This is a genomic window from Streptococcus sp. SN3, from assembly GCF_030439905.1.
The window spans coordinates 75113-99543 of the sequence record NZ_JAQFJF010000006.1; the positions used below are offsets into that span (position 1 = coordinate 75113).

General features: G+C 38.6%; 19 protein-coding genes and 1 pseudogene. 17 read left to right on the forward strand and 3 right to left on the reverse strand.

The genetic code is table 11. The annotated features are described in order from the left end of the window. Window positions 1–12: 12 nt before the first annotated feature. The 5 genes from PCY71_RS11160 (at window position 13) to PCY71_RS11180 (ending at window position 5466) form a co-directional block, all read left to right on the forward strand. Window positions 13–1509 carry an ABC transporter permease gene (locus PCY71_RS11160; protein WP_003070574.1) on the forward strand — a complete coding sequence of 499 codons (1497 nt, stop codon included), beginning with the start codon at window positions 13–15 and terminating at the stop codon, window positions 1507–1509. Beyond that, complete coding sequence (gene oppC / locus PCY71_RS11165) at window positions 1509–2435, forward strand: oligopeptide ABC transporter permease OppC (protein WP_003070571.1); 927 nt, start codon at window positions 1509–1511, stop codon at window positions 2433–2435. The genes PCY71_RS11160 and oppC overlap by 1 nt, the downstream gene beginning before the upstream one ends. Window positions 2436–2443: 8 nt before the next feature. After that, entirely contained in the window at window positions 2444–3511 is a 1068-nt protein-coding gene (locus PCY71_RS11170; protein WP_006268109.1) for an ABC transporter ATP-binding protein, read from the forward strand. A gap of 10 nt (window positions 3512–3521) precedes the next feature. Then, window positions 3522–4445: an ATP-binding cassette domain-containing protein gene (locus PCY71_RS11175; protein ID WP_003070566.1), complete on the forward strand. Its 924-nt coding sequence runs from the start codon at window positions 3522–3524 to the stop codon at window positions 4443–4445. Between the two features lie 184 nt (window positions 4446–4629). Beyond that, on the forward strand, window positions 4630–5466 hold the full coding sequence (locus PCY71_RS11180) for a Cof-type HAD-IIB family hydrolase (protein ID WP_301412631.1): 837 nt from the start codon (window positions 4630–4632) through the stop codon (window positions 5464–5466). Between the two features lie 55 nt (window positions 5467–5521). Here PCY71_RS11180 and PCY71_RS11185 read toward each other — a convergent pair whose 3' ends face one another. Next, window positions 5522–6487, reverse strand: a complete 966-nt coding sequence (locus PCY71_RS11185; protein ID WP_006270237.1) for a LacI family DNA-binding transcriptional regulator — start codon at window positions 6485–6487, stop codon at window positions 5522–5524. Next, window positions 6468–7922 (reverse strand): sucrose-6-phosphate hydrolase, encoded by a 1455-nt coding sequence (locus tag PCY71_RS11190; protein WP_301412632.1) that lies wholly within the window; start codon window positions 7920–7922, stop codon window positions 6468–6470. The genes PCY71_RS11185 and PCY71_RS11190 overlap by 20 nt, the downstream gene beginning before the upstream one ends. A 191-nt stretch (window positions 7923–8113) precedes the next feature. Here PCY71_RS11190 and PCY71_RS11195 point away from each other — a divergent pair, with 191 nt between their 5' ends. The 8 genes from PCY71_RS11195 (at window position 8114) to PCY71_RS11230 (ending at window position 17617) form a co-directional block, all read left to right on the forward strand. Further along, entirely contained in the window at window positions 8114–10012 is a 1899-nt protein-coding gene (locus tag PCY71_RS11195; RefSeq protein ID WP_037597951.1) for a sucrose-specific PTS transporter subunit IIBC, read from the forward strand. A gap of 139 nt (window positions 10013–10151) precedes the next feature. Beyond that, window positions 10152–11051, forward strand: coding sequence for a fructokinase ScrK (gene scrK / locus PCY71_RS11200; protein ID WP_003074417.1), 900 nt, complete (start codon window positions 10152–10154; stop codon window positions 11049–11051). 65 nt (window positions 11052–11116) lie between these two features. After that, window positions 11117–11527, forward strand: a complete 411-nt coding sequence (locus tag PCY71_RS11205) for a peptide deformylase (RefSeq protein ID WP_301412633.1) — start codon at window positions 11117–11119, stop codon at window positions 11525–11527. A 266-nt stretch (window positions 11528–11793) separates the two neighbouring features. Then, complete coding sequence (locus PCY71_RS11210) at window positions 11794–12981, forward strand: NADH-dependent flavin oxidoreductase (RefSeq protein ID WP_301412634.1); 1188 nt, start codon at window positions 11794–11796, stop codon at window positions 12979–12981. Window positions 12982–13151: 170 nt separating this feature from the next. Continuing rightward, the gene (locus tag PCY71_RS11215; protein ID WP_003070542.1) at window positions 13152–13610 is read left to right on the forward strand and encodes a MarR family winged helix-turn-helix transcriptional regulator; all 459 of its coding nucleotides are present in this window, start codon (window positions 13152–13154) and stop codon (window positions 13608–13610) included. After that, a complete protein-coding gene (locus PCY71_RS11220; protein ID WP_301412635.1) occupies window positions 13603–15369 on the forward strand; it encodes an ABC transporter ATP-binding protein in 1767 nt (588 codons plus the stop codon). Before PCY71_RS11215 ends, PCY71_RS11220 begins: the two co-directional genes overlap by 8 nt. Then, the gene (locus PCY71_RS11225) at window positions 15359–17119 is read left to right on the forward strand and encodes an ABC transporter ATP-binding protein (protein ID WP_301412636.1); all 1761 of its coding nucleotides are present in this window, start codon (window positions 15359–15361) and stop codon (window positions 17117–17119) included. Before PCY71_RS11220 ends, PCY71_RS11225 begins: the two co-directional genes overlap by 11 nt. 84 nt (window positions 17120–17203) lie before the next feature. Further along, window positions 17204–17617, forward strand: a complete 414-nt coding sequence (locus PCY71_RS11230) for a cupin domain-containing protein (RefSeq protein WP_301412637.1) — start codon at window positions 17204–17206, stop codon at window positions 17615–17617. 148 nt (window positions 17618–17765) lie between these two features. Here PCY71_RS11230 and PCY71_RS11235 read toward each other — a convergent pair whose 3' ends face one another. Continuing rightward, on the reverse strand, window positions 17766–19163 hold the full coding sequence (locus PCY71_RS11235) for a glycoside hydrolase family 1 protein (RefSeq protein ID WP_301412638.1): 1398 nt from the start codon (window positions 19161–19163) through the stop codon (window positions 17766–17768). A gap of 143 nt (window positions 19164–19306) precedes the next feature. Here PCY71_RS11235 and celB point away from each other — a divergent pair. The 4 genes and pseudogenes from celB to PCY71_RS11255 all read left to right on the forward strand — a co-directional run bounded on the left by celB (window position 19307) and on the right by PCY71_RS11255 (window position 24415). After that, window positions 19307–20573, forward strand: a pseudogene (gene celB / locus PCY71_RS11240) (PTS cellobiose transporter subunit IIC). 33 nt (window positions 20574–20606) lie between these two features. After that, window positions 20607–21332, forward strand: coding sequence for a GntR family transcriptional regulator (locus PCY71_RS11245; RefSeq protein WP_037597932.1), 726 nt, complete (start codon window positions 20607–20609; stop codon window positions 21330–21332). A gap of 30 nt (window positions 21333–21362) precedes the next feature. Further along, window positions 21363–22307, forward strand: a complete 945-nt coding sequence (gene manA / locus PCY71_RS11250; RefSeq protein WP_301412666.1) for a mannose-6-phosphate isomerase, class I — start codon at window positions 21363–21365, stop codon at window positions 22305–22307. Window positions 22308–22567: 260 nt separating this feature from the next. Next, window positions 22568–24415 carry an APC family permease gene (locus PCY71_RS11255; RefSeq protein WP_301412639.1) on the forward strand — a complete coding sequence of 616 codons (1848 nt, stop codon included), beginning with the start codon at window positions 22568–22570 and terminating at the stop codon, window positions 24413–24415. The last annotated feature ends 16 nt before the right edge of the window (window positions 24416–24431 follow it).

Genomic DNA, 24431 nt, shown 5'->3' on the forward strand with positions numbered 1-24431 from the left:
AGGAAACGGTAAATGAAGAAATATATTTTTATGCGTATCTTACGCTCTTTAGTATCTATTTTCATGGTAACAACATTGACTTACACCATTATCTATACTATGGTGCCAAGAAAGTTGATTTTCAAGCAGGATCCAAACTATAATAAAATAGCTACAACTCCTGATAAAAAGACTAATTATGAAAATACAATTTTTGAGCGTATGGGTTACATTGACTACTATGATACGAAGGAATTACAAGAAAAAGCTAGTAAAGAGAATCCTTCTGTAACAGTAGAACCTACTAATGCAAATAAAAAAATCTATGAAGCTTACATCAAAAAGTTGGGGCGTGGTTGGAAATTGCAGCAATTCAAAGAAAGTAAGCAATTTTATGCAACTCGAGAGGTTCCAGTTTATGAACGCGTTCTTGGTTTCTATGGCAATTTGATTCAAATTGACCATACAGGTGCTGTGAAAGATGCTTCTAATCCAAACTTGAAGCGTTATCTTCGTATTGAAAATGATCCTGCTATTGGTTGGTCTGTTGTTGGTTCTGGAACGAAACATAAATACTTGTTATATTTCAACAGTCAATTTCCATTTATCCATCAAAATTTTGTAAGATTAAATCTAGGTATTTCTTATCCAACTTATGCGAATCTTCCTGTTTTACAAGTTATTTCGCAAGGGCAAGGACAAACGAAAACTTCTGAAGTTCAATTCCCGACAGGTAAGAAAACTTCGTCTGTCAACATTTATACAAGAACTTATAAATCTCCAAAACAAGCCGATGCGCGTGATGTTGCTAATTATGGAAAAGATGATCCATATACGGCAACAGAAAGTAACTACCAATATCCATCAATGATTGTAAGTTCTTCAATTGTTGGTTTGATTGGTCTGGCTTTATCTTACTTAATTGCTGTTCCGCTTGGATCTTACATGGCTCGCTTTAAGAATACATTGTTTGATAGTATTTCAACAGGAGCCTTGACATTCTTGATGTCATTGCCAACCATCGCTTTGGTTTATATCATTCGGTTGATTGGTTCGGCTCTTGGATTGCCGGATTCCTTCCCTATTTTGGGAGCGGGAGATTGGCGTTCCTATGTTCTTCCGGCAGTTATTCTTGGGCTTTTGAGTGCGCCTTGGACAGCTGTTTGGATTCGTCGTTATATGATTGACCTGCAATCACAAGACTTTGTTCGTTTTGCACGGGCAAAAGGTCTCTCTGAACAAGAAATTTCAAATAAACATATTTTTAAAAACGCCATGGTACCACTTGTATCCAGTATACCTGGTGCTATTATCGGAGTTATCACAGGTGCGACTTTGACCGAAACAATCTTTGCTTTCCCTGGAATGGGTAAAATGCTGATTGACTCTGTTAAAGCATCTAATAATTCTATGGTCGTTGGTCTTGTATTTATCTTTACATGTCTTTCTATTTTCGCTCTTCTATTGGGTGATATTCTGATGACCATGCTTGACCCACGTATTAAATTAACATCAAAAGGAGGTAAATAATGGCTACAATTGATAAAAGTAAGTTCACATTTGTAAAACGCGATGATTTTGCCTCTGAAATAATTGATGCGCCAGCTTATTCTTACTGGAAATCTGTTATGCGTCAATTCTTAAGGAAAAAATCAACAATTGCTATGTTGGGTATTCTTGTTGCAATTGTTTTGATGAGTTTCATCTATCCGATTTTTTCAAATTTCGATTTTAATGATGTAAGTAAAGTAAATGATTTTAGTGCTCGTTATATCAAACCGAATTCCCAATATTGGTTTGGTACAGATAGTAACGGAAAATCCCTCTTTGACGGAGTGTGGTTTGGAGCACGTAACTCTATTCTTATTTCAGTTATTGCAACCATGATTAACCTTGTGATTGGTATTGTTATTGGTGGTATCTGGGGAATTTCAAAGACTGTCGATCGTGTGATGATTGAGATTTATAATATCATTTCTAACATTCCACCGCTTTTGATTGTCATTGTCTTGACTTACTCAATCGGTGCAGGTTTCTGGAATTTGATTTTTGCTATGACCATCACTGGTTGGATTGGGATTGCTTACAATATTCGTATCCAAATTCTACGTTATCGTGATTTAGAGTATAACCTTGCCAGTCGCACTTTGGGAACACCGACTGTTAAAATCATTGTAAAAAATATTATGCCACAGTTGGTTTCTGTGATTGTGACAACTGCTTCACAATTACTTCCAAGTTTCATTTCATACGAAGCCTTTCTGTCTTTCTTTGGTTTGGGACTTCCTGTGACGGTGCCAAGTTTAGGGCGTTTGATTTCGGATTATTCACAAAATGTTACAACAAATGCATATCTTTTCTGGATTCCATTAACAACGTTGATTTTGGTTTCCCTTTCCCTATTCGTTGTCGGTCAGAACTTAGCGGATGCTAGTGATCCACGTACACATAGATAGGAGTAAATATGACACAAGAAAAAAATGTAATATTGACTGCCCGCGATATTGTCGTGGAATTTGACGTTCGTGATAAAGTCTTAACCGCCATTCGTGGTGTATCACTTGACCTCATCGAAGGTGAAGTTCTTGCTCTCGTAGGAGAGTCAGGTTCTGGTAAATCTGTTTTAACAAAGACTTTTACTGGAATGTTAGAGGATAATGGTCGAGTAGCGCAAGGATCGATTAACTATCGTGGACAAGATTTGACAAAATTGAAATCCAATAAAGATTGGGAACCTATTCGTGGTGTTAAAATTGCGACTATTTTCCAAGACCCAATGACAAGTTTAGACCCAATTAATACGATTGGTAGCCAGATTACAGAAGTTATTGTAAAACATCAAAAGAAAACGGCAAAAGAAGCGAAGGAAATGGCTATTGACTATATGAATAAAGTCGGTATTCCTGATGCTGAAAAGCGTTTTAGTGAGTATCCTTTCCAATATTCAGGAGGAATGCGTCAACGGATCGTTATTGCCATTGCGCTTGCTTGTCGTCCTGATATTCTAATCTGTGATGAACCTACAACAGCACTTGATGTTACCATTCAAGCACAAATCATTGATTTGTTGAAATCATTGCAACAAGAGTATCAATTCACTACTATTTTTATCACCCACGACCTTGGAGTGGTAGCAAGTATTGCGGATAAAGTTGCCGTTATGTATGCTGGAGAAATCGTCGAGTATGGTACAGTAGAAGACGTCTTTTATGATCCACGTCATCCTTATACTTGGAGCTTGTTATCAAGCTTGCCACAGTTGGCAGATGATAAAGGAGAGCTTTACTCTATTCCTGGCACACCGCCGTCTCTTTATTCACACTTGCAAGGAGATGCTTTCGCTCTTCGTTCAGATTATGCGATGGAAATTGATTTTGAGGAAAAACCACCTCAAATCTATGTATCAGATACACATTGGGCAAAAACATGGTTGCTTCATGAAAATGCTCCAAAAGTGAATAAACCTGCTGTTATTGATGATTTACATGAAAAAATTAGCTCAAAAATGGGTTTTGCTCATTTAGACGCTTAGGAGGAAGGAAATGCCTGAAAAATTAGTAGAAGTTAAAGATTTGGAAATTTCCTTCGGTGAAGGAAGCAAGAAATTTGTTGCTGTAAAAAATGCTAATTTCTTTATCAATAAAGGAGAAACGTTTTCACTTGTAGGAGAATCCGGCTCTGGTAAGACAACAATCGGTCGTGCCATTATTGGTTTGAACGATACTAGCAAGGGAGATATCTTCTTTGATGGAAAGAGAATCAATGGTAAGAAATCAAAAGAGGAAGAATCAGAAGTGATTCGCAAGATTCAAATGATTTTCCAAGACCCTGCTGCTAGTTTGAATGAACGTGCGACGGTTGATTATATTATTTCAGAGGGTCTGTATAATTTCCATCTGTTTAAAGATGAAGAAGAACGTCAGAAAAAGGTGAAAGATATTATTCATGAGGTAGGGTTGTTATCAGAGCATTTGACCCGCTATCCGCATGAATTTTCTGGTGGTCAGCGTCAACGGATTGGGATTGCTCGTGCGCTTGTTATGGAGCCAGATTTTGTGATTGCAGATGAGCCGATTTCAGCACTTGACGTTTCTGTGCGCGCACAAGTTTTGAATCTTCTTAAGAAATTCCAAAAAGATCTAGGCTTGACTTATCTTTTCATTGCCCATGATTTATCAGTTGTACGTTTTATCTCAGACCGTATTGCTGTTATTTATAAGGGTGTGATTGTAGAAGTGGCTGAAACAGAAGAACTCTTCAATAATCCAATCCATCCTTATACGCAGTCATTGCTATCTGCTGTCCCAATTCCAGACCCAATATTGGAGCGGAAGAAAGTATTGAAGGTTTATGATGCTGCTCAACATGATTATTCAGTAGATAAGCCAGAAATGGTTGAAATTCGTCCAGGACACTTTGTCTGGGCTAATAAAGCAGAAGTTGAAAAGTATAAAAAAGAATTGTAAATAGATCTTCAACTTTGTTGACAATTAAAGAGGTTAAATAAGAACTTAGTCTCTAGTTAAAATTAAGGAATGAACGACAATAAAAAAGCTTAAAACCAACGTTTTTGATAACATGGTTTTAAGCTTTTTTACTATTTTTGAGCTTTTATGCTATACTAATTTTAGTAAAAAAAGGAGAAATGTTATGTATCAATTGATTGCATTTGACATGGATGGAACGCTTTTAACCAGTCAAAAGACGATTGCTAAAAGTAGTATTGCAGCTATTGACAGAGCGCATTCAGCTGGAAAACAAGTTGCACTTTCAACAGGGCGCTCTCTGTCAGAACTAGGTCTTTATAAAAAAGATTTGCAAGGGATTCGCTATGCCGTTCTTGCTAGTGGTGCATTGATTTATGATTTGGAAATGAAGCAAACTTTAGCGGAGCAAACATTACCTGCTGTTGTGGTGGATAAAGTGAAGGCGTTGGCAGAAGCTCACGATTTAATGGTGGTCGGTATGATCAATGGACAAGGCTATCTTCAGCGCTCTCATTTTGAGAACATTGCGAACTACTATATGGAAATTTATACTGAACTGTATGATGAAACAGCGGTATTAGTAGATAATATCTGTGATTTGTTAGCAAAGGAAAGAGAAAATTTTGGTAAGATCAACATCTATCACTTAACAGCTGATGAACGAGATCAATCGTATGGAACTTTGTTATCTGAGGATATTGCCATGATAAAATCAGAAGTAAGTGGTCTTGAACTAACAGCGCGGGGTGTTGAAAAAGGGCAAGGTTTAGCTCACCTGGCTCAATATTTGCAACTTCCTATGGAACAAATCATTGCTGTTGGTGACGCAGATAACGATGAAAGTATGATTCGTGAAGCAGGCTTGGGCATTGCTATGGGAAATGCTAATGAGAGTATTAAAGGATTGGCGGATGTCATCGTAGCTGATAATGATCATGATGGCTGCGCGCAGGCAATTGATAAGTTTCTTCTTGAAGAAAAATATAAGAACAAGGAATAAATGCTAAACCCACTTAAGTATGGAGAAATTAAGTGGGTTTTCACTATTTACAGTATTAAATACTTTTTCCTGAAGAAAGGTGAACAGGTAAGAAGTAGCCCGTTGTTGGAACTTTTTCTCCTTCAATTTTTCGCAGCAATAAATCGACCAGTAAGCAAGCTATATCTTTTAATGGTTGCTGAATAGTGGCGAGCTGTGGATAGTAATTTTCCACAAAATAAGTTCCGTCATAACCAATAACTTTTAGTTCCTCTGGGATGTTGACCCCTAGTTCTTGAGCGACTTTCATGATTAAAATGGCAGTTAAATCATCTGAAGCAAAAATAGCATCAGGCTTCTTATCTTTTAAGATATTTTTGATTTCCATTTCTTTGCGAATGGGGGAGAAGTCGCTAGATACATTAATAATAGGAGCGGTTGGTAGGACAGAGGCAAAGCCTGCATGGCGGAGACCTGTTGGTGAATTGGAATTATCATTTCCGGTAATCATAATGATCTTTTTAGCTCCAGATTTGACCAACGTTTCTGCGGCTAGGGTTCCACCAGCATAGTTGTCAGAAGATACAACAGGGATAGAAGGAGACAAGTTGCGGTCAAAAGAGATAATAGGGGCTGTTACGCGGTCATAATCCGAAATTCCCAAGTTATGGCTGCCAGAGATAATGCCATCGACTTGATTGGCTTCTAGCATCTCCAGATATTCTTTTTCTTTGTTCGAATTGTGTTCGCTGTTGCAGATAATTGTTTTGTAACCTCTATTAAATAACTCGTGTTCTAATTTATCAATGAGTTCAGCATAAAATATATGACTAATATTTGGAAAGATCAATCCAATTAATTTAGCGGATTTTCCTTGTAAGCTGCGAGCGAGATTATTAGGTTTGTAGCCTAATTCTCGCATAGCTTCAGTTACTTTTGTGATTGTTTTTTCTGAGAGGTAGCCTTTTTTGTTAATCACACGGGAAACGGTTGTGGGGCTGACCCCTGCCAGTTTTGCTACATCAGTTAGTTTTGCGACCATAATCTAATTCATAATAAGTTCCGGTTGGATTTCCCTCAGTGATAAAAATGCCGTTTTGGTCATTATGTGGGAAAATGCGACCTGAAAATACTTTCTCTCCTTTGTTAATAAAAATTTCAAAAACTGACTTATCAATGAAAATTGAGGCAGTTGTAGTTTGGTTTTCAATCATACAGCGGCGAACTGTCCCAAATTCAAGAGCATATTGTTCGCCAACTTCACTACGGTCAATTGTTACTTGACCATTTTTGATGTCGAAGCGAATACGGAGGCCTTTGTGTTTTTGATCTGCAAAGAGGACGATTTCAGTTTGTGAACCACTTGCAAATTCTAATTCCAGTTCATAGCTATTTTTTGTTTTTGCTTGGTTGGTGAATACTTTATTCTCTTTCCGCAGGTTTTGGATTGCTTGAACAGGATATTGATAGAGTTTTCCTTTTTTTAGTGTTAATTCCTTGACAAGCGAGAAAATTCCTTGATGATCAAAACGATCAGATGGGTAAGCAATATCCGGCAAACCTAACCAGCTGACTGCTAAGACACGGCCATCTGGAGCATTGAAAGCTTGGGTTGCATAGCAATCAAATCCATAATCTAAATTTTGCAGAGGACTAGGATCGACAATTGCTGTCTTTGCTATGTCAAACGATTGACCTATCTTATACATGTTTGGGAAAATATTGTCGTAAGGAGCAACTTTTTTTGATAAACCTTGAGGGCAGTAGAGCAAAACAGGTGTTTCATCAATAAAGACAAGATTGGGGCATTCCATCATATAGGCTGTATTGTCATTTTCAAAGTCTAAATCGCCGACTTCTTCCCAGTTTATATAGTCGTTTTCAACTGCTTTATAAAGCTTGATAAACCCTTTTTTGTCCAGAGTTTGTCCGCCGACAATGGCATAGTTCTGGCCTTTATAATTGAAAATCTGTGGATCGCGAAAGTGATCCGTAGCTTCTTTTGGTTGCTCAATCAAGACTTTATCAATCTTCTCGAGTTTCCCTTCTTTATCCAGCAATGCTCCAATTTGGTATGGGTGGCGTACCCAATTTTCATCGCGAACATTTCCGGTATAAAAAAGGAAAAGCTTGTCATTAAACTGCATAGCAGAGCCAGAGTAGGCGCCGTGGCTATCCAATTTCGTATCTGGTAGAACTCGTACACCAGTTTCTGTGAAATGGACTAAATCATCACTTTCGAGCTGTACCCAGCATTTTAGACCGTGGGTTGCTCCAAAAGGGAAGTTCTGATAGAACACAATCCATTTACCATTAAAATAAGAGAAGCCGTTTGGATCATTGAGTAATCCTGTCTGAGGTTCTACATGGTAACTAGTATGCCAAGGGGATTTTTCAATATTTTCTTTTATTTGATTGATTTCATCTGTTGTCCAGTTTTCATAACGTTTGTAGCGTTGTTCGGTTGTCCAAGCCAATCTTTTATCCTCCAATATAGTTTTCTTACTTATATAGTAAACGTTTTCTTTAGAAAAATCAACTTTTTAGCAGAAAAAAATAAAATTTCTGTAAAACGCTTGACATATTTTTAAATCATGTTAAAATAATAGTCGTAGGAGCGATTAAATCGCTTTCATAAAAGTTAATTATTTTCAATAAGGAGATGCAAATGGAAAATAAAGACATTGCAAAAGCGGTCATTGAAGCCATCGGTGGACGAGACAATGTAAGTAGTGTTGCTCACTGTGCAACCCGTCTGCGTATTATGGTCAAGGATGAAGCTAAAATTGCTAAAGACAGGGTTGAGAATCTTGAGAAGGTTCAAGGAGCATTCTTTAATTCAGGTCAGTATCAAATTATTTTTGGGACTGGTACCGTTAATAAAATATATGATGAAGTGGTTGCACTTGGCTTACCAACTTCTTCAACTGGTGAACAAAAAGCAGAAGCTGCTAAAAAAGGAAATTGGTTCCAACGTGCTGTTCGTACATTTGGTGATGTATTTGTACCTATCTTACCAGCCATTGTAGCAACAGGTCTTTTCATGGGGATTCGTGGTGCGATTAATAATGATACGATTCTTGGATTATTTGGAACAACCTCAAAAGCTTTTGCTGCATCAGATTTCTATACTTATACAGTCGTTTTGACAGATACAGCTTTTGCTTTCTTCCCTGCTTTGATTTCTTGGTCGGCTTTCCGTGTATTTGGTGGGAATCCGGTTATTGGTATTGTACTTGGCTTGATGCTGGTAAATACAGCTCTTCCAAATGCTTGGGCTGTTGCTTCTGGTGATGCCAAGCCGATCATGTTCTTTGGTTTTATTCCGGTCGTTGGTTATCAAAATTCAGTTTTGCCAGCCTTCTTCATTGGTCTACTTGGTGCGAAGCTTGAAAAATGGTTGCATAAGAAAATTCCAGATGTGCTTGATTTGCTTGTTGTGCCATTCTTGACTTTCCTTGTGATGTCAGTTCTGGGTCTCTTTATCATTGGTCCAATTTTCCATTCACTTGAAAATGTCATTCTTGCTGCAACAAAAGCTATTCTTGCCTTACCGTTTGGCTTAGCAGGTTTGATTCTTGGGGGTATTCATCAACTAATTGTGGTAACAGGTGTGCACCATATCTTCAACTTATTAGAAGCGCAATTGATTGCCAATGAAGGAAAAGATGCCTTTAATGCGATTATTACAGCTGCTATGACAGCCCAAGCCGGTGCAACTCTTGCAGTTGGTGTAAAAACAAAATCTAAAAAATTAAAAGCTCTTGCATTTCCAGCAGCTCTTTCTGCAGGTCTTGGAATCACTGAGCCAGCTATTTTCGGGGTGAACTTGCGTTATGGTAAACCATTCGTTCTGGGTCTTGCTGCCGGTGCTATTGGTGGTTGGTTAGCCTCTATTCTTGGACTTGCTGGGACTGGATTTGGGATTACCATCATCCCAGGTACGCTTCTCTATCTGAATGGTCAAGTTCTTCAATATATCTTTATGGTACTTGTAACAACTGGTCTTGGATTTGGTTTGACTTATGCATTTGGTTATAAAGATGCTGAAGAAGAAGCTACTGAAGCAAAAGAAGTAGTCGAAGCGAATGAAGCTGCTGCGCCAGTTCTTACTGACGAAACAATCCTTTCTCCAATCGTTGGTTCAATCGTTGATTTGAAAGATGTTAATGATCCAGTGTTCTCAAGTGGTGCTATGGGACAAGGAATCGCAGTAAAACCTAGCGAAGGTGTGGTATATGCTCCTGCTGATGCAGAAGTGACAATCGCATTTGCAACTGGTCATGCTTACGGATTGAAAACGACAAATGGAGCTGAGATTTTGATTCATATTGGTATCGACACAGTTTCTATGAACGGTGATGGATTTGATCAAAAAGTTGCTCAAGGTATTAAAGTCAAAGCAGGTGATGTTCTTGGTACATTTGACGTTGCCAAAATTGCAGCCGCTGGTCTTGATGACACAACCATGGTGATTGTTACCAACACGGCTGATTACGCTTCTGTCACTCCTGTTGCAGAGGGTGCAGTAACTAAGGGAGAGGCTGTCATTGAGTTGAAAGTCTAATGTAAGATAAAGCGAGCAAATGAATGTTTGTTCGCTTTTCTTTGAAAAAGAGAAGAATAACTGAAATTTGTACTCAGAAGTGACATGAAGATATGCTATAATGAATAGAGAATAAAACAAAATATAAAGAGGTTTTGAAATGACAAAATTGTATGGAAGCTTAGAGGCTGGTGGTACAAAATTTGTTTGTGCAGTTGGTGGCGACAATTTTGAAGTGGTTGAGAAAACACAATTTCCAACGACTACACCGATTGAAACATTGGATAAAACAATTGCATTTTTCTCACGCTTTGAGAATTTGACGGGATTGGCAATTGGTTCTTTTGGACCGATTGATATTGATCCAAATTCAAAAACGTATGGTTTTATTACAACTACACCCAAGCCACACTGGGCAAATGTTGATATTGTTGGTGCTTTGCGGCGTGCATTGAATGTGCCGATTTTCTTTACGACAGATGTTAATAGCTCTGCGTACGGTGAAATAGTAGCACGAAACAATGCTGGTGGTCGTATTGAAAATTTGGTTTATTATACGATTGGAACAGGTATTGGTGCTGGTGCTATTCAACGTGGTGAATTTGTTGGTGGAACAGGTCATCCTGAAATGGGGCATTATTATGTTGCGAAACACCCGATGGATGTAGAGAAAGAATTTAATGGTGTTTGTCCATTCCATAATGGTTGTTTGGAGGGATTGGCTGCTGGACCTAGCTTAGAGGCTCGTACTGGCATTCGAGGAGAAAATATAGAACTCAACAGCTCTGTCTGGGATATTCAAGCTTATTACATTGCGCAAGCAGCGATTCAAGCGACAGTGACTTTCCGTCCTGATGTGGTTGTCTTTGGTGGAGGGGTCATGGCGCAACAACATATGCTGGATCGAGTTCGTGAAAAATTCACTGTTCTTTTGAATGGTTATCTGCCAGTACCTGATGTGCGTGACTATATTGTGACACCAGCTGTTGCTGGAAATGGCTCAGCAACACTTGGAAATTTTGTTTTAGCTAAAAAAGTCAGTGAAAAAGTCAAAGGATAATTAAGTGAATTGAGAGCAAGTAAAAGGATATTGAATGAACTTGCTTTTTTCTTATGAGGAGGAAAATGCTTAAACCAATTGTAAAAGATCTATTATTTTTACAACAGAAAGCGCAATTAGCGACCGAAAAAGATATCGAAATTGGGCAGGATTTATTAGATACTTTAAAAGCAAATCAAGATAGGTGTGTCGGAATGGCGGCCAATATGATTGGGGTGCAAAAACGAGCGATTATTTTCATGTATGGTATAGTGCCTGTTATCATGTTCAATCCTATTTTGAAAAGGAAGTCCTCTCCTTATCAAGCAGAAGAATCGTGTTTATCACTTTCGGGAAGTTGCTTGACGACTCGTTATAAGGAAATTATGGTTGAATATTTGGACCAGAATTGGCAAAAACAAACGCTAACTTTGAAAGATTTTCCAGCACAAATTTGCCAGCATGAATTGGATCACTTGGAAGGTATTTTGATATAGAAAAACGTGTAATATATGCTATGTCGGAGAAAATCGACTAATAGTGAAGAAATGCTAGAATTTTGTAAGTTTTGTCGAATGAATCTTGATGAACAATGTTTATAGTTTAAAAAAGCGTAGGGAATGGTTGATTTGTGATGCAAAAAGTGGATTTGCTGGAAATGAAGTCTGGGGAATATGCTTAGCTAAATGAGTTATTATCTGCGATGATGGTTTTAATAAAATAATAGTGGAATCAAAAATTTAAATTTTAAGGAGGATTTGTCATGTCAAAGAGTCTTATAGATACGGTTCAATTCCGTCATGGTGCTCAGCTCTCTAGTCGTTTGGTTATGCCACCAATGCTAACCTTTAGTGGTTTGAAAGGTGGTTTCGTTTCTGATGATACCTTGCGCTATTATCATGCTCGTTCACAGGCGGCAGGATTATTGATTGCTGAGTACCATTATGTGAGTGAGTCAGGTGGACCTTGCTCTAGACCAGGTTATCCTGAACAATTAGGAATTTACTCCGATGAGCATCTAGAGGGAGCTAAAAAGATTGCGGCAGCCTTGCAGAAAAATGGCAACAAAGCTATTTTGCAGATTCATCATGGTGGGCGCGAAGCTTCTGGTCGCGCTGTTAAAGGTGAGGAGGTTTTGGCACCCAGTGCTCTTGATTTTTCATTTTTGTCTTATCCAGTTCGTGAAATGACGAATGCTGAGATTGAAGGAATTATTAAAGATTTTGGACGTGCCACTAAGCGTGCTATTGAGGCTGGTTTTTCAGGAGTGGAAATTCATGGTGCAAATCATTATCTCTTGCAGCAATTTTTTTCAAGTTTCTCAAATGTGCGTGAGGATAAATGGGGCGGTTCTTTAGAAAAACGTATGGCTTTTCCTCTTGCGGTCGTAAAAGAAGTGAAACGAGTAGTGGAAAAATATGCACCAAAAGATTTTATCGTAGGCTATCGGATCAGTCCTGAAGAAATTCACGGAGATGAGGCCGGTTATAGTTATAGAGAAGCCCAAGCCTTGATTCGAGAGGTCATCAAATATGAGTTGGATTACATTCATCTGTCGCTCTGGGAAGGATATGCGTCAAAACCTGTTGGCTCTGATCGGACTTATGCTGAGCATTTTAAATCCATTCTAGATAATCAAACTAAGCTAATTATTGTTGGCGGTGTCTTTAGTGAGGAAGATGCGCAGGATGCGATTGCACAGAATCCGACTGATTTGATTGCAGTTGGTCGCGGAACATTGATTGATCCGTTGTTTGGGCAAAAGATAAAAGAAGGTCGTGGTGATGAAATTGTACACCAAATTAGTCCAGAACAACTAGAGCAAACCGCCTGGACATCTGGTTTGCGTGAAGCCTTTACTCGTGAGGATTCTTTAGGTTTACCAGAGTTGCCGGGACATGATAGTATCACAGAGTTTCATACTGGAAAATATGACAGTGCTGAAAAGTAAACGTCTTATATAAAAAATAGGGATAGCTGGCTGAATTTTTGGTCAGCTATTTTATTTTAATAAAAATAGTTCTCATAGAAACTTATTACTTGACATTCATTTGAATTATAGTAAAATAGTTCTCATGAAAACTAACTGGTTCTCTAGAGAACTATTTGAAAGGAAATCAAATGGAAAAACCATTATTGGAATTCAAGCGATTTGGACGGAAGACACATCTGATGATTCAAAAAATTGCCAAAGAGCGAGGGATTGAATTTATGGCGGGTCCACAAGGGCAAGTATTGCATTTTGTGAATCATCGAGAAGATTGTGGCAAGATGACCTTTATTAAAGATATTGAGCAGGAGTTGGGAATTACCAAGTCAGTTGCTAGTAATTTAATGAAGCGAATGGTTAAAAATGGCTTGATTTATCTGGAAGTGAGTGAAGCAGATAAACGCGCTAAGATTATTCGTTTGACATCGGAATCAAAAGAGCGCATGAATAAAATTCGGGATTTCTTTGATGAGATGGATCGCTGCTTATTGACTGGCATTTCAGAAGAAGATTTGGTGACTTTTTTTCAAATAATGGGGCGATTTTATCAGAATATTGAAAAATTAGAAAAAGGAGAAGCGAATGGTTAAATTGTTTAAACGTTTAACTGTCAAAGAAGTAGGGTTGATTATCATCAGTATCTTATTTACTTGTTTGGCAGTTTATTTGGACTTAGAGGTTCCAACCTATATTTCAAAAATTACGGAACTCCTACAGACGAAAGGAACAGTTATTTCTGATTTGTGGAATCCGGGCTTGAAAATGATTGGATTGTCATTTGCTAGTTTTCTCAGTGCTGTGGTAGTTGGTTTTATTGCGGCTAGATTGGCAGCTAGCTTTACAACGAGCTTGCGCTCAGATATTTTCAATCGTGTACTGGATTATTCAAATGCTGAGATTAAGAGATTTTCTATTCCAAGTCTTTTAACGCGGACAACCAATGATCTTACGCAAATTCAGCTTATGATTACTATGGGCTTGCAAGTCGTGACTCGTGGGCCGATTATGGCGATTTGGGCGATTACAAAAATCATTGGGAAATCAGAATACTGGTTGTGGGCAGTTATTGTCGCAGTTATTGTGAATATGATTATGACGACAGTTTTGATGACGTTGGCCTTTCCAAAGCAATCTGTTATTCAACGGTTGACTGATAAGTTAAATAGTATTACGCGTGAAAGTCTAACAGGGATTCGTGTTGTTCGGGCTTACAATGCTGAAGACTATCAAGATGATAAATTTGCAGGGGCAAATGCTGAAGTGACTCGGTTGAATCTCTTTGTTAGTCGGCTCATGGCTATTTTAAATCCGATTATGATGGGGATTTCGAGTGGTTTGACCTTGGCAATATACTGGATTGGTGCTTACTTGATTCAAGATGCAGCTTTACCAGGACGTTTGCCAATCTTTAGTGACATGGTTGTCTTTATGTCCTATGCTATGCAGGTCGTAATGGGCTTCATGCTCATGGCTGCTCTGTTTATCGTTCTTCCTCGTACCTTGGTGTCTGCGGGGCGGATTAATGAGGTACTTGATTTGCATTCCACGATTGAATCTCCAATGCAACCCAAAACAGCTAAAGATGTCAAAGGTGAAGTGGTATTTGACAATGTTTCTTTCCGCTATACTAAAAACTCTGAGGCTGTCATTGAACATGTTAGCTTTACAGCTAAAGCGGGCGAAACGGTAGCTTTCATCGGATCAACTGGTTCCGGGAAATCAACCTTAATTAGTTTAATTCCTCGTTTCTATGATGTGACAGAAGGAAGAATTTTAGTAGATGGCGTGAATGTAAAAGATTATCAGTTGGAAGATTTGCATAATAAAATTGGCTACATTCCACAAAAAGCTATTCTCTTTTCTGGTGATATAAAGAGTAATTTAGATTTTGGACAAAGCAATGAAAGTCCATTGGATGATGAAAAAATGTGGTCTGCGTTGGACTTGGCACAAGCGAAATCATTTGTTGAAGAAAAAGAAGATGGTCTGCACTCAGAGGTCGCACAAAGCGGAACCAATTTCTCTGGTGGTCAAAAGCAGCGGCTGGCGATTGCGCGTGCACTTGCTAGGAAACCTGAAATTCTGATTTTTGACGATTCATTTTCAGCACTGGACTATAAGACAGACCGTATTTTGCGAGAAGAATTGGCGAAAAAAGTGAAAGCTACAACCAGATTGATCGTAGCTCAGCGGATTTCAACGATCATGGATGCCGATCAGATCTTGGTGTTGGATAAAGGGAAAGTTGTTGGGCAAGGAACTCACAAAGAGCTGCTAGCGACAAACGAAGTTTATCAAGAAATTGCTTACTCACAATTATCAAAGGAGGAATTGGAAAATGGAAAATAAAAAATCATCTTTATTTAGCCAAGTGAAACCTTATCTCAAAGGTTTTCAGCTTCCATTGCTCATTGCATTTGTGGGAGCGGCAGTGTCTAGTATTATTACAGTTTATGGACCGGACAAATTAAAAGAAATTACCAACCTTATCACAGAGGGGATGCGAAGTCAGATTGATTTGAAATCAATCTCCAACATTGCTCTTTTCTTAGCGATGTTGTACGCAGCAGGTGCTTTGTTAAATTACGTTCAATCTTTTATCATTTCATCTGTTATTCAGCATTTTGCCAAGCGCTTGCGGACAGCTATTGCTGAAAAAATCAATAAATTACCTCTACGCTATTTTGATAGCCATTCCCAAGGGGACACTCTTTCACGGGTCACAAATGACGTGGATACTGTCGGACAATCTTTGAACCAAAGTTTAGGAACGGTGATTTCATCAAGTTTGCTTCTTATTGCGGTTCTCTTTATGATGTTTTACAATAATGTGGTCTTGTCCTTTGTAACGATTGGTTCAGTCTTGATTGGCTTTGTCTTTGTTGCGTTGATTATGGGTAAATCACAACGGTTTTTCCGCGCACAACAAGAGAATCTTGCTAGTGTCAATGGATATGTGGAAGAGATGTATTCTGGTCACAATGTCATTGTCAGCTATAATGCTACCGAGGAATCAAAAAAAGCCTTTCAAATGCTTAATACGAATCTTTATAGTAGTATGTGGAAGTCCCAATTTATTTCTGGAATTATGATGCCGTTAATGATATTTACAGGGAACTTTGGTTATGTGATGGTCGTATTGGTTGGAGCGAGCATGGCATTGAATGGTGATGTCACGATGGGGACGATTGTTGCCTTTATGGTATATGTACGGATTTTTTCTCAACCCTTGTCCCAAATTGCACAAGGGATTACTACTCTTCAACAAGCTAGCGCTGCTATGGGACGCGTATTTGAATTTTTAGCAGAGCCTGAAATGGAAAATGATGAACACAAAGCGCAACAACTCACGACCCTAAAAGGAGATGTTGCCTTTGATAAGGTATTCTTTGGTTATAATCCAGATCGAACGATTATTCATGATTTCTCTGCCAATGCCAAAGCAGGGCAAAAGATTGCCATTGTCGGTCCGACCGGTGCTGGGAAAACGACGATTGTCAATCTGTTGATGAAATTTTATGAAATTGAGAAAGGGCGGATTACTATTGATGGTGTTGATACCAAGCAAATGAAACGCTCTGAAGTGCATGATGCTTTCTCAATGGTCCTTCAAGACACTTGGTTATTTGAGGGAACGATTAAAGAAAATTTGATTTACAATCAGAAGAATATTTCTGATGAAGCGGTTGTGGCAGCGACTAAAGCTGTCGGGGTTCATCACTTTATCAAGACTTTGCCAAAAGGATACGATACAGTGTTGGATGACACAGTCAGTCTTTCTGTTGGGCAAAAGCAATTGCTGACTATCGCGCGTGCACTTCTTAAGGATGCTCCCTTACTTATCTTGGATGAAGCGACTTCATCTGTTGATACGCGGACAGAAGAATTGATCCAAAAAGCGATGGATAAGTTGATGGAAGGAAGGACTTCTTTCGTCATTGCTCACCGCTTGTCGACCATTCGTAATGCTGATTTGATTTTGGTCATGCGAGATGGCAATATCATTGAACAAGGAAATCATGATCAATTGATGGAAGAAAATGGCTTCTATGCTGATCTTTACAATAGTCAATTCGATGAAGATGCAGAGTATGCGTAAAGGAAATGACAAACGATAAATTACAATAGGGACTCTTTCTAGTCAAACTTTGACCGGAAAGAGTTTTTGATGCGGAGGAAAATAATGGAACAAGAAATTGAAATCAGAAGCAGTAAAGAAGCTCTTTCTCGAGTTAAGAAAAATGGAACAGAAGTCCAATATTTTTTATACCCAGAATTTGAAGTACATACAAACAAGATCCTACCAGGGAGTATTCAAGATTGGCATCGCCACCAACAGGTTGAAGAAGTGATTGTTGTTACTAGTGGAAAAATATCTATAGAGACAATAGAAAATGCGACATTAGAAAGAGCAGAAGTGAAACAAGGCGATGTCCTACGTGTTAAAAATAGCATTCATCGACTGGTGAATAGAAATCGCACATCAGCCTCTTTTATAGTGTTTCGATTTGTTCCTCAAGGGGTTAGCCAAGCTGATATCATAAAGAATGATAAATGCGATTGTGAAGAATTCGTTAAAAAAATATTGGGAGATTGAGTAGAATGCTCTCTCCGTAGATAGTTGTGATAGGAATTTTAACCATTAAATTTCCTGTTTCAAAGATCATAACTTTGTCAGTCAGGTAAAAAATAGCAAAAGAAGCTGAGTACATTTTGTACCAGCTTCTTCTGCTATTATCAACTCGTTAGTCCTCAAAACCATTTTTGTCAGACAACTCTTTAAAGAAATAACCTGATTTTTTAATCGTTCGTTTTCCTTTCTTATCAAGGTCAACGGCAATGAGACCATAGCGATTTTTGTAGGCATTGCACCAGGACCAATTGTCCATACAAGTCCAAAGATGATAGCCGATGCAGTTAGCTCCTTCTTCAATGGCTTGGTGTAGGTAACGGAGGTGATCTTTGATGAAGTCAATACGGTAGTCGTCCTCAATTTGACCATTGGCGTTGATATAGCGCTCCTCACCTTCGACGCCCATGCCGTTTTCTGAGATATAGTAAGGAAGATTTCCATAGTTATCACGGACATTCATCATAATATCATAAATTCCTTTTTCATAGATTTCCCAACCGCGATAAGGGTTCATTTTTTTACCTGGCATATCGTAGTAGTCAAAGAAATCATCTGGCATAGGATTCTGCGGGTCTTTATCGGCAGGGTTTTCCTTTGCTTTAACTCGGCGTGGCTGGTAATAATTGACACCAAGCAAGTCAATGGTATTTTCTTTAATGGTCTGCAAATCTTCAGCTGTGTATTCTGGCATCATATCCAATTCTTTAATGATAGCAATTAAATCAGCAGTGTATTCGCCTTTGATGGCAGGATCTAAGAAAGAGCGATTAAAGAAAGCATCTGCAATTTGAGCAGCTTTGACGTCTTCAGGATTATTCTCATCACGCGGATAGCTTGGGGTTAAGTTGAGGATAATCCCAATTTTACCATCTTGCTTTTCGTGATAGGCTTTGACAGCTAAGCTGCTGGCGAGCATTTCGTGAAAAGCCACCTGTACAGCGTGTTTCATGTTGATTTCATTTGGATAGTGGAAATTGTAGAGGTAACCACCTTCGACGGGGACAATGGGTTCATTGTGAGTGAACCAATATTTGACGCGGTCACCAAATAGGTTAAAGCAGGTTTTTGCAAAGTTTACATAAGCATCAACCGTTTCCCGATTAAGCCAACCACCTTTTGCTTGTAGTGCCATTGGCATGTCAAAATGGTATAAGTTAATAAATGGTTCAATTCCATTTGTAATCAGTTCATCAATGAATGAATTGTAAAAATCTACGGCTTGTGGATTAACAGCACCAACGCCTTCTGGGATTAGACGACTCCATTGGATAGAAGTGCGGAAAGAATTGTGTCCAGTTGCTTTCATTAGTTGCACATCTTCTTTGTAATACTGATAATTATAGGAAGCTTTATCAGGTCCAATATGGTTGAAGAATTTTTCAGGTTCTTTGTTGTACCAATAGTCCCAGATATTCTCTCCTTTTCCATCGCCGTCAAATCGACCTTCTGTTTGCGGTCCACTGGAAGCAGTTCCCCAAAAGAAGCCTTTTGGAAATGTTAAAAATGTCATATATTTTCTCCTTTTTAAAAATAGTCTACAATATAATACTATACTTGTTTCAAAAAAAGTCAATCTTTTATATAAAAAGTATAGACATTTTATAAAAAATATAGTATAGTTAGAGTATCAAAAAAGAAAAAGAGGGAAGATTGATGAACAAGTTTCTAGATCAAATCGGTGATAAGTTGTTGCCATTGGCAAACAAACTCGCTTCCAATCGTTATTTGGCTGTTTTACGAGATGCCTTTATGCTCTCCTTTCCATTAACGATGTTTGGCTCAATTGTAGTGGTATTTAACAATTTGCCATTTTTTAATGATGCAACGAAAGCTACTTTGTCTAATCTGTTTGGCAGTGGACAAAATGCAACGATGTCAATTATGACAATCTTTGTAACGTTTGGTATTGGCTATTATTTATCAAAATCTTATGATGTGGAAGGAATTTTTGGAGGAGCAGTTTCCTTTTCTAGTTTTCTTCTTTTGACACCTTTTTATACCATGTCAGAAAAAGGTGAAAAAATTTCAGGCATCTTGAGTTTAGACCGTTTAGGGGCAAAAGGGATGTTCCTTGGAATGCTGGTTGCATTTTTGGCAGCGGAAATCTACTGCTGGGCAACGAAAAAAGGTTGGCAGATTAAAGCCAGACAGCGTTCCGCCTGCAGTAGCCAAGTCGTTTGCGGCTTTGATTCCTGCCGTATTGACTCTTTCCATATTCTTGTTTGTCAATGCTGGTTTGACAGGATTTTTCAATGCAAATCTTCATGATATTATTTATAAGGTTATTCAAACGCCGCTGGTTGGCTTGGGAAGTAGTATCTGGGCAACTTTACTTGCAATCTTCTTTGTTCAATTTTTATGGTTCTTTGGACTTCATGGACAAATTCTTGTTAATTCTGTCATGGATCCAATTTGGAATACATTGATGTTGGATAACTTAGAGGCTTATCAGGCTGGCAAGCATTTGCCACACATTATTTCCAAATCATTTATGGAAACATTTACTGTTGGTTTAGGTGGTTCTGGGATGACGCTAGCTGTAGTTATCATTATGGCTTTTATTCTGAAAAAGAAAATGTATAAGGACGTTGGACGACTTGCTCTTGGCGCGGGGTTATTCAATGTCAATGAACCAGTTATCTTTGGCTTGCCAATCGTTTTGAATGCGACTATTCTGATTCCATGTGTTTTAGCACCGATTGTTGTGACTGCGTTTAACTATATCGTGATGGCAGTAGGAATTGTTCCAGCTCCAACAGGAGTGGCAGTTCCTTGGACGGTGCCCGTATTCTTTAGCGGAATGCTAGCAACCAATTCCATTTTAGGTGGTGTCCTTCAGTTAGTGGATATGGTGATTGTTGGATTTATCTGGTATCCATTCCTTCGTATGCTGGACAAACAACCTGATTCTGTATTATAATGAGATGAATGACAGATTTGCAGGAGCTATCATATGCCTAAATACGAAGAAATAGCAAATATACTTCGAGATAGAATCGCAAATGGAGTCTACCCAGTAGACTCCATGTTGCCTATTCAGTCTGAATTATCAAAAGAGTTCGGTGTTAGCCGAATGACTATAAAAAAAGCTGTTGAGATTCTAACCATTGAGGGATTGATTTTTTCCAAACAAGGAAATGGAACGAGAGTGTTAAATTCCTCTTTTTGGGATAAAGAAGATTCAAAATTTCGCTTGAATAATTACAATGGCTTGAGTCAAGATTTCAAAAATGATGACCGAAAATTAACGAGCCAGATTATTCAGTTTGCAGTTGAATTCCCAGAAGCCGAGATTGCAGAGCGCCTGCAAGTGGAAGTGACGACGCCAGTTTATAAAATCATACGTTTGCGTCTGCTTGATGAGAAGCCCTATGTGTTGGAACACACTTATATGCCGTGTGATTTGGTGCCAGGATTGGATGAGACTATTTTACTTCAGTCTATCTATGCTTATTTATGGGATGAATTAAACTTAAAATTTGCCGGAAGTTATCGCCATATCACAGCTGAAAAGCCAGATGAATATGATAAAATGTATCTGGACTGTCAAAATGACGATCCACTTTTGCAGGTTGAACAAGTCGTTTATCTCGAAAATGGGCGTCCGATTGAGTACTCGAGAAGTCGCAATCGCTTTGACACGAGAGGGTATTCGCTTTTAGATGTTAAAAATATTTAAGTTGTTTGTACAATATTAAAGGAGGAAATGATGTCAGAACCATTATTTTTACAATCTGTTATGCAGGAAAAAATCTGGGGCGGAACGAAGCTACGAGATGAATTCGGCTATGAAATTCCCAGTGATAAAATAGGCGAATACTGGGCGATTTCAGCTCATCCACACGGAGTATCTACTATAAAAAACGGTCGATTTGCAGGACAAGGATTGGATAAAGTCTATGCTGAGCACCGTGAATTGTTTGGCAATAGCAACGAGCCTGTTTTTCCGCTTTTAACCAAAATTTTGGATGCCAATGATTGGCTTAGTGTTCAAGTTCATCCAGATGACCACTATGCTATGAAGCACGAAGGAGAATTAGGAAAGACCGAGTGCTGGTATGTGATTGCGGCAGATGAAGGAGCAGAAATCATCTATGGACACAGTGCTCAGTCACGAGAAGAGTTGCGCCAGCAGATTGAAAAGAAAGAATGGGAGAAGCTCTTAACCAAGGTGCCAGTCAAGGCTGGGGACTTCTTCTATGTTCCAAGTGGCACCATGCACGCCATTGGCTCAGGTATCTTGATTTTAGAAACGCAACAGTCCAGTGATACTACCTATCGTGTTTATGATTTCGACCGAAAAGACGCTCAAGGCAATTTGCGCGAGCTTCATCTAGAAAAATCCATTGACGTACTCAATATCGGTGCGCCGGCCAATAGTCGACCAGTTACTGTGAAAGCAGATGATTTGCAATCAACCCTTTTGGTTGCCAGTGATTTCTTTGCCGTTTACAAATGGGAAGTGTCAGGGAAAGTTGCGATTGAGAAAACAGCTCCTTATTTATTGGTGAGTGTGTTGGCAGGACAAGGGATGTTGACAGTAGATGAGAAAGCTTATCCGATTGCAAAAGGAGACCATTTCATTTTACCAAGCGATCTGGAGGCTTGGACTTTTGAGGGACAAGATCTTGAAATGATTGTCAGTCATCCTTAATAACTTTTATATAGAAAATCAGAGGTTGGGAAAAAGTTCGCAACCTCTTTAAAAGCATAAGTCTAAAGCATCATGATGTAGTGGTTCATTAGTTTACTCATTTTTACAGATGATTTCAAAGGAATTATAGCAGTCTATTTTATTCTCTTTTATGCAGAAATTATCAGTTATATTAAAAAATGATGTCATTTTCAGAAAACATTGATACTATTTCAGAAAAGCGTTATAATGGCTGATATTGAAAAATTTAGGAGAAAAATATGTTTTCCAAGTTGAAAAATATTTTTATTGGTCGACCTTTGAAATCAAGCGATGAGGGAGAAGAAGGGAACTTATTAACAAAACTGCAAGCTCTGGCTATGTTGTCAAGCGATGCTCTATCTTCGATTGCCTATGGTCCTGAACAAGTTGTTTTGGTTTTGGTATCCGTATCTGCTGGCGCAATTTGGTGGTCGTTACCAATTGGTATTGTGGTGCTGATTTTGCTGGCCAGTTTAACCATTTCATATCGTCAGGTGATTCATGCTTACCCACAAGGCGGTGGGGCTTATATGGTTACAACGGAAAATCTTTCACCAAAAGCTGGTCTAGTTTCAGGTGGTAGTTTGCTAGTTGATTATATGCTGACAGTAGCGGTATCTGTTTCTTCTGGAGCGGATGCGATTACGTCAGCAATTCCTGCTTTGCATCCGTACAATTTGCACATTTCGATTGTTTTAGTGCTGATTTTAATGTTAATGAATTTACGTGGCTTGCGGGAATCGGCGGTTTCGCTGATGATTCCAGTTTATTTGTTCATCGCAAGTACTGTTTTCTTAATTGGCTTTGGTTTATTGCAATTATTGCTGGGGAATTTATCCTACCATGCAACAGCTCCGATTGGAAAATCTATTTCAGGTGTCAGTTTAGTTCTTCTGCTTCGTGCATTTACGAGTGGTTCGGCTTCTCTGACAGGTGTGGAAGCTATTTCAAATTCTGTACCATTTTTCAAAACACCCAAAGCTGAAAATGCAGCGAAAACCTTGGCAATTATGGCAGCCATTTTAGGTTTCATGTTTGCTGGCATTACCTTTTTGAATTACTGGATTGGAATCGTTCCGGTAAAAGGTGTTACAACGCTCGCTCAAATGGCGCAAGCTATTTTGGGAAATTCACCTGTTGGGCAGCTTCTCTTTTATATTTTCCAACTGTCAACAGCTCTCATCCTTGCTGTAGCAGCTAATACAGGCTTTTCAGCCTTTCCTATGTTGTCATACAATATGGCAAAAAATAAATATATGCCACACATGTATATGGAAAAAGGTGCTCGCCTTGGCTACTCAAACGGGATTTTGACTTTAGCTATCGGTGCTATTCTTCTTTTGCTAATTTTTAATGGGAATACCGAACGGCTCATTCCACTTTACACTATTGGTGTATTTGTGCCTTTTGCTCTTTCTCAAACGGGAATGGTCGTGCCTTGGCGCAAGCAGTATGGAAAACATTTCTTGAAATATTCAGTAGCAAATATTTTAGGCGCTGCGATTTGTTACACCATTGTAGCGATTTTGCTACTTTTTCGTTTGCGAGATATTTGGCCATTCTTTCCGATTATCATTGTTTTATTATGGATTTTCTTGAGTATTAAAAATCATTACAATAAAGTTGCTAAACAATTGCGTTTAAATGAAAAAATTGAACGCGTGGACTATGCAGGAAATCTGGTTTTGGTCCTTGTTGGGAATGTTACGCGTGTTAGTGCCGGTGCGATGAATTATGCTTGTAGTATTGGTGATGAAGTGATTGCTATGCACGTATCTACTAAAGAAACACAAGAAAAAGATGAGGAAGTAGCAAGTGAATTTAAACACTATTTTTCAGATATCCAATTTGTCAATGTAGAAACAAGTTACCGTAATATCATCAGACCAACAGTACAGTATGTGACAAAAGTCGCTCGTAATGCGCAGAAGAAAGGTTATACCGTAACGGTATTAGTGCCACAGTTCATTCCAAATCATAGCTGGCAAAATATGCTACACAATCAAATGAGCTTGAAATTGAAATATTTTCTCAGATGGCATGAAAATGTTGTTGTAGCTAGTTATTCTTATCACTTAAAAGAGTAAGGACATAGAACGGTAG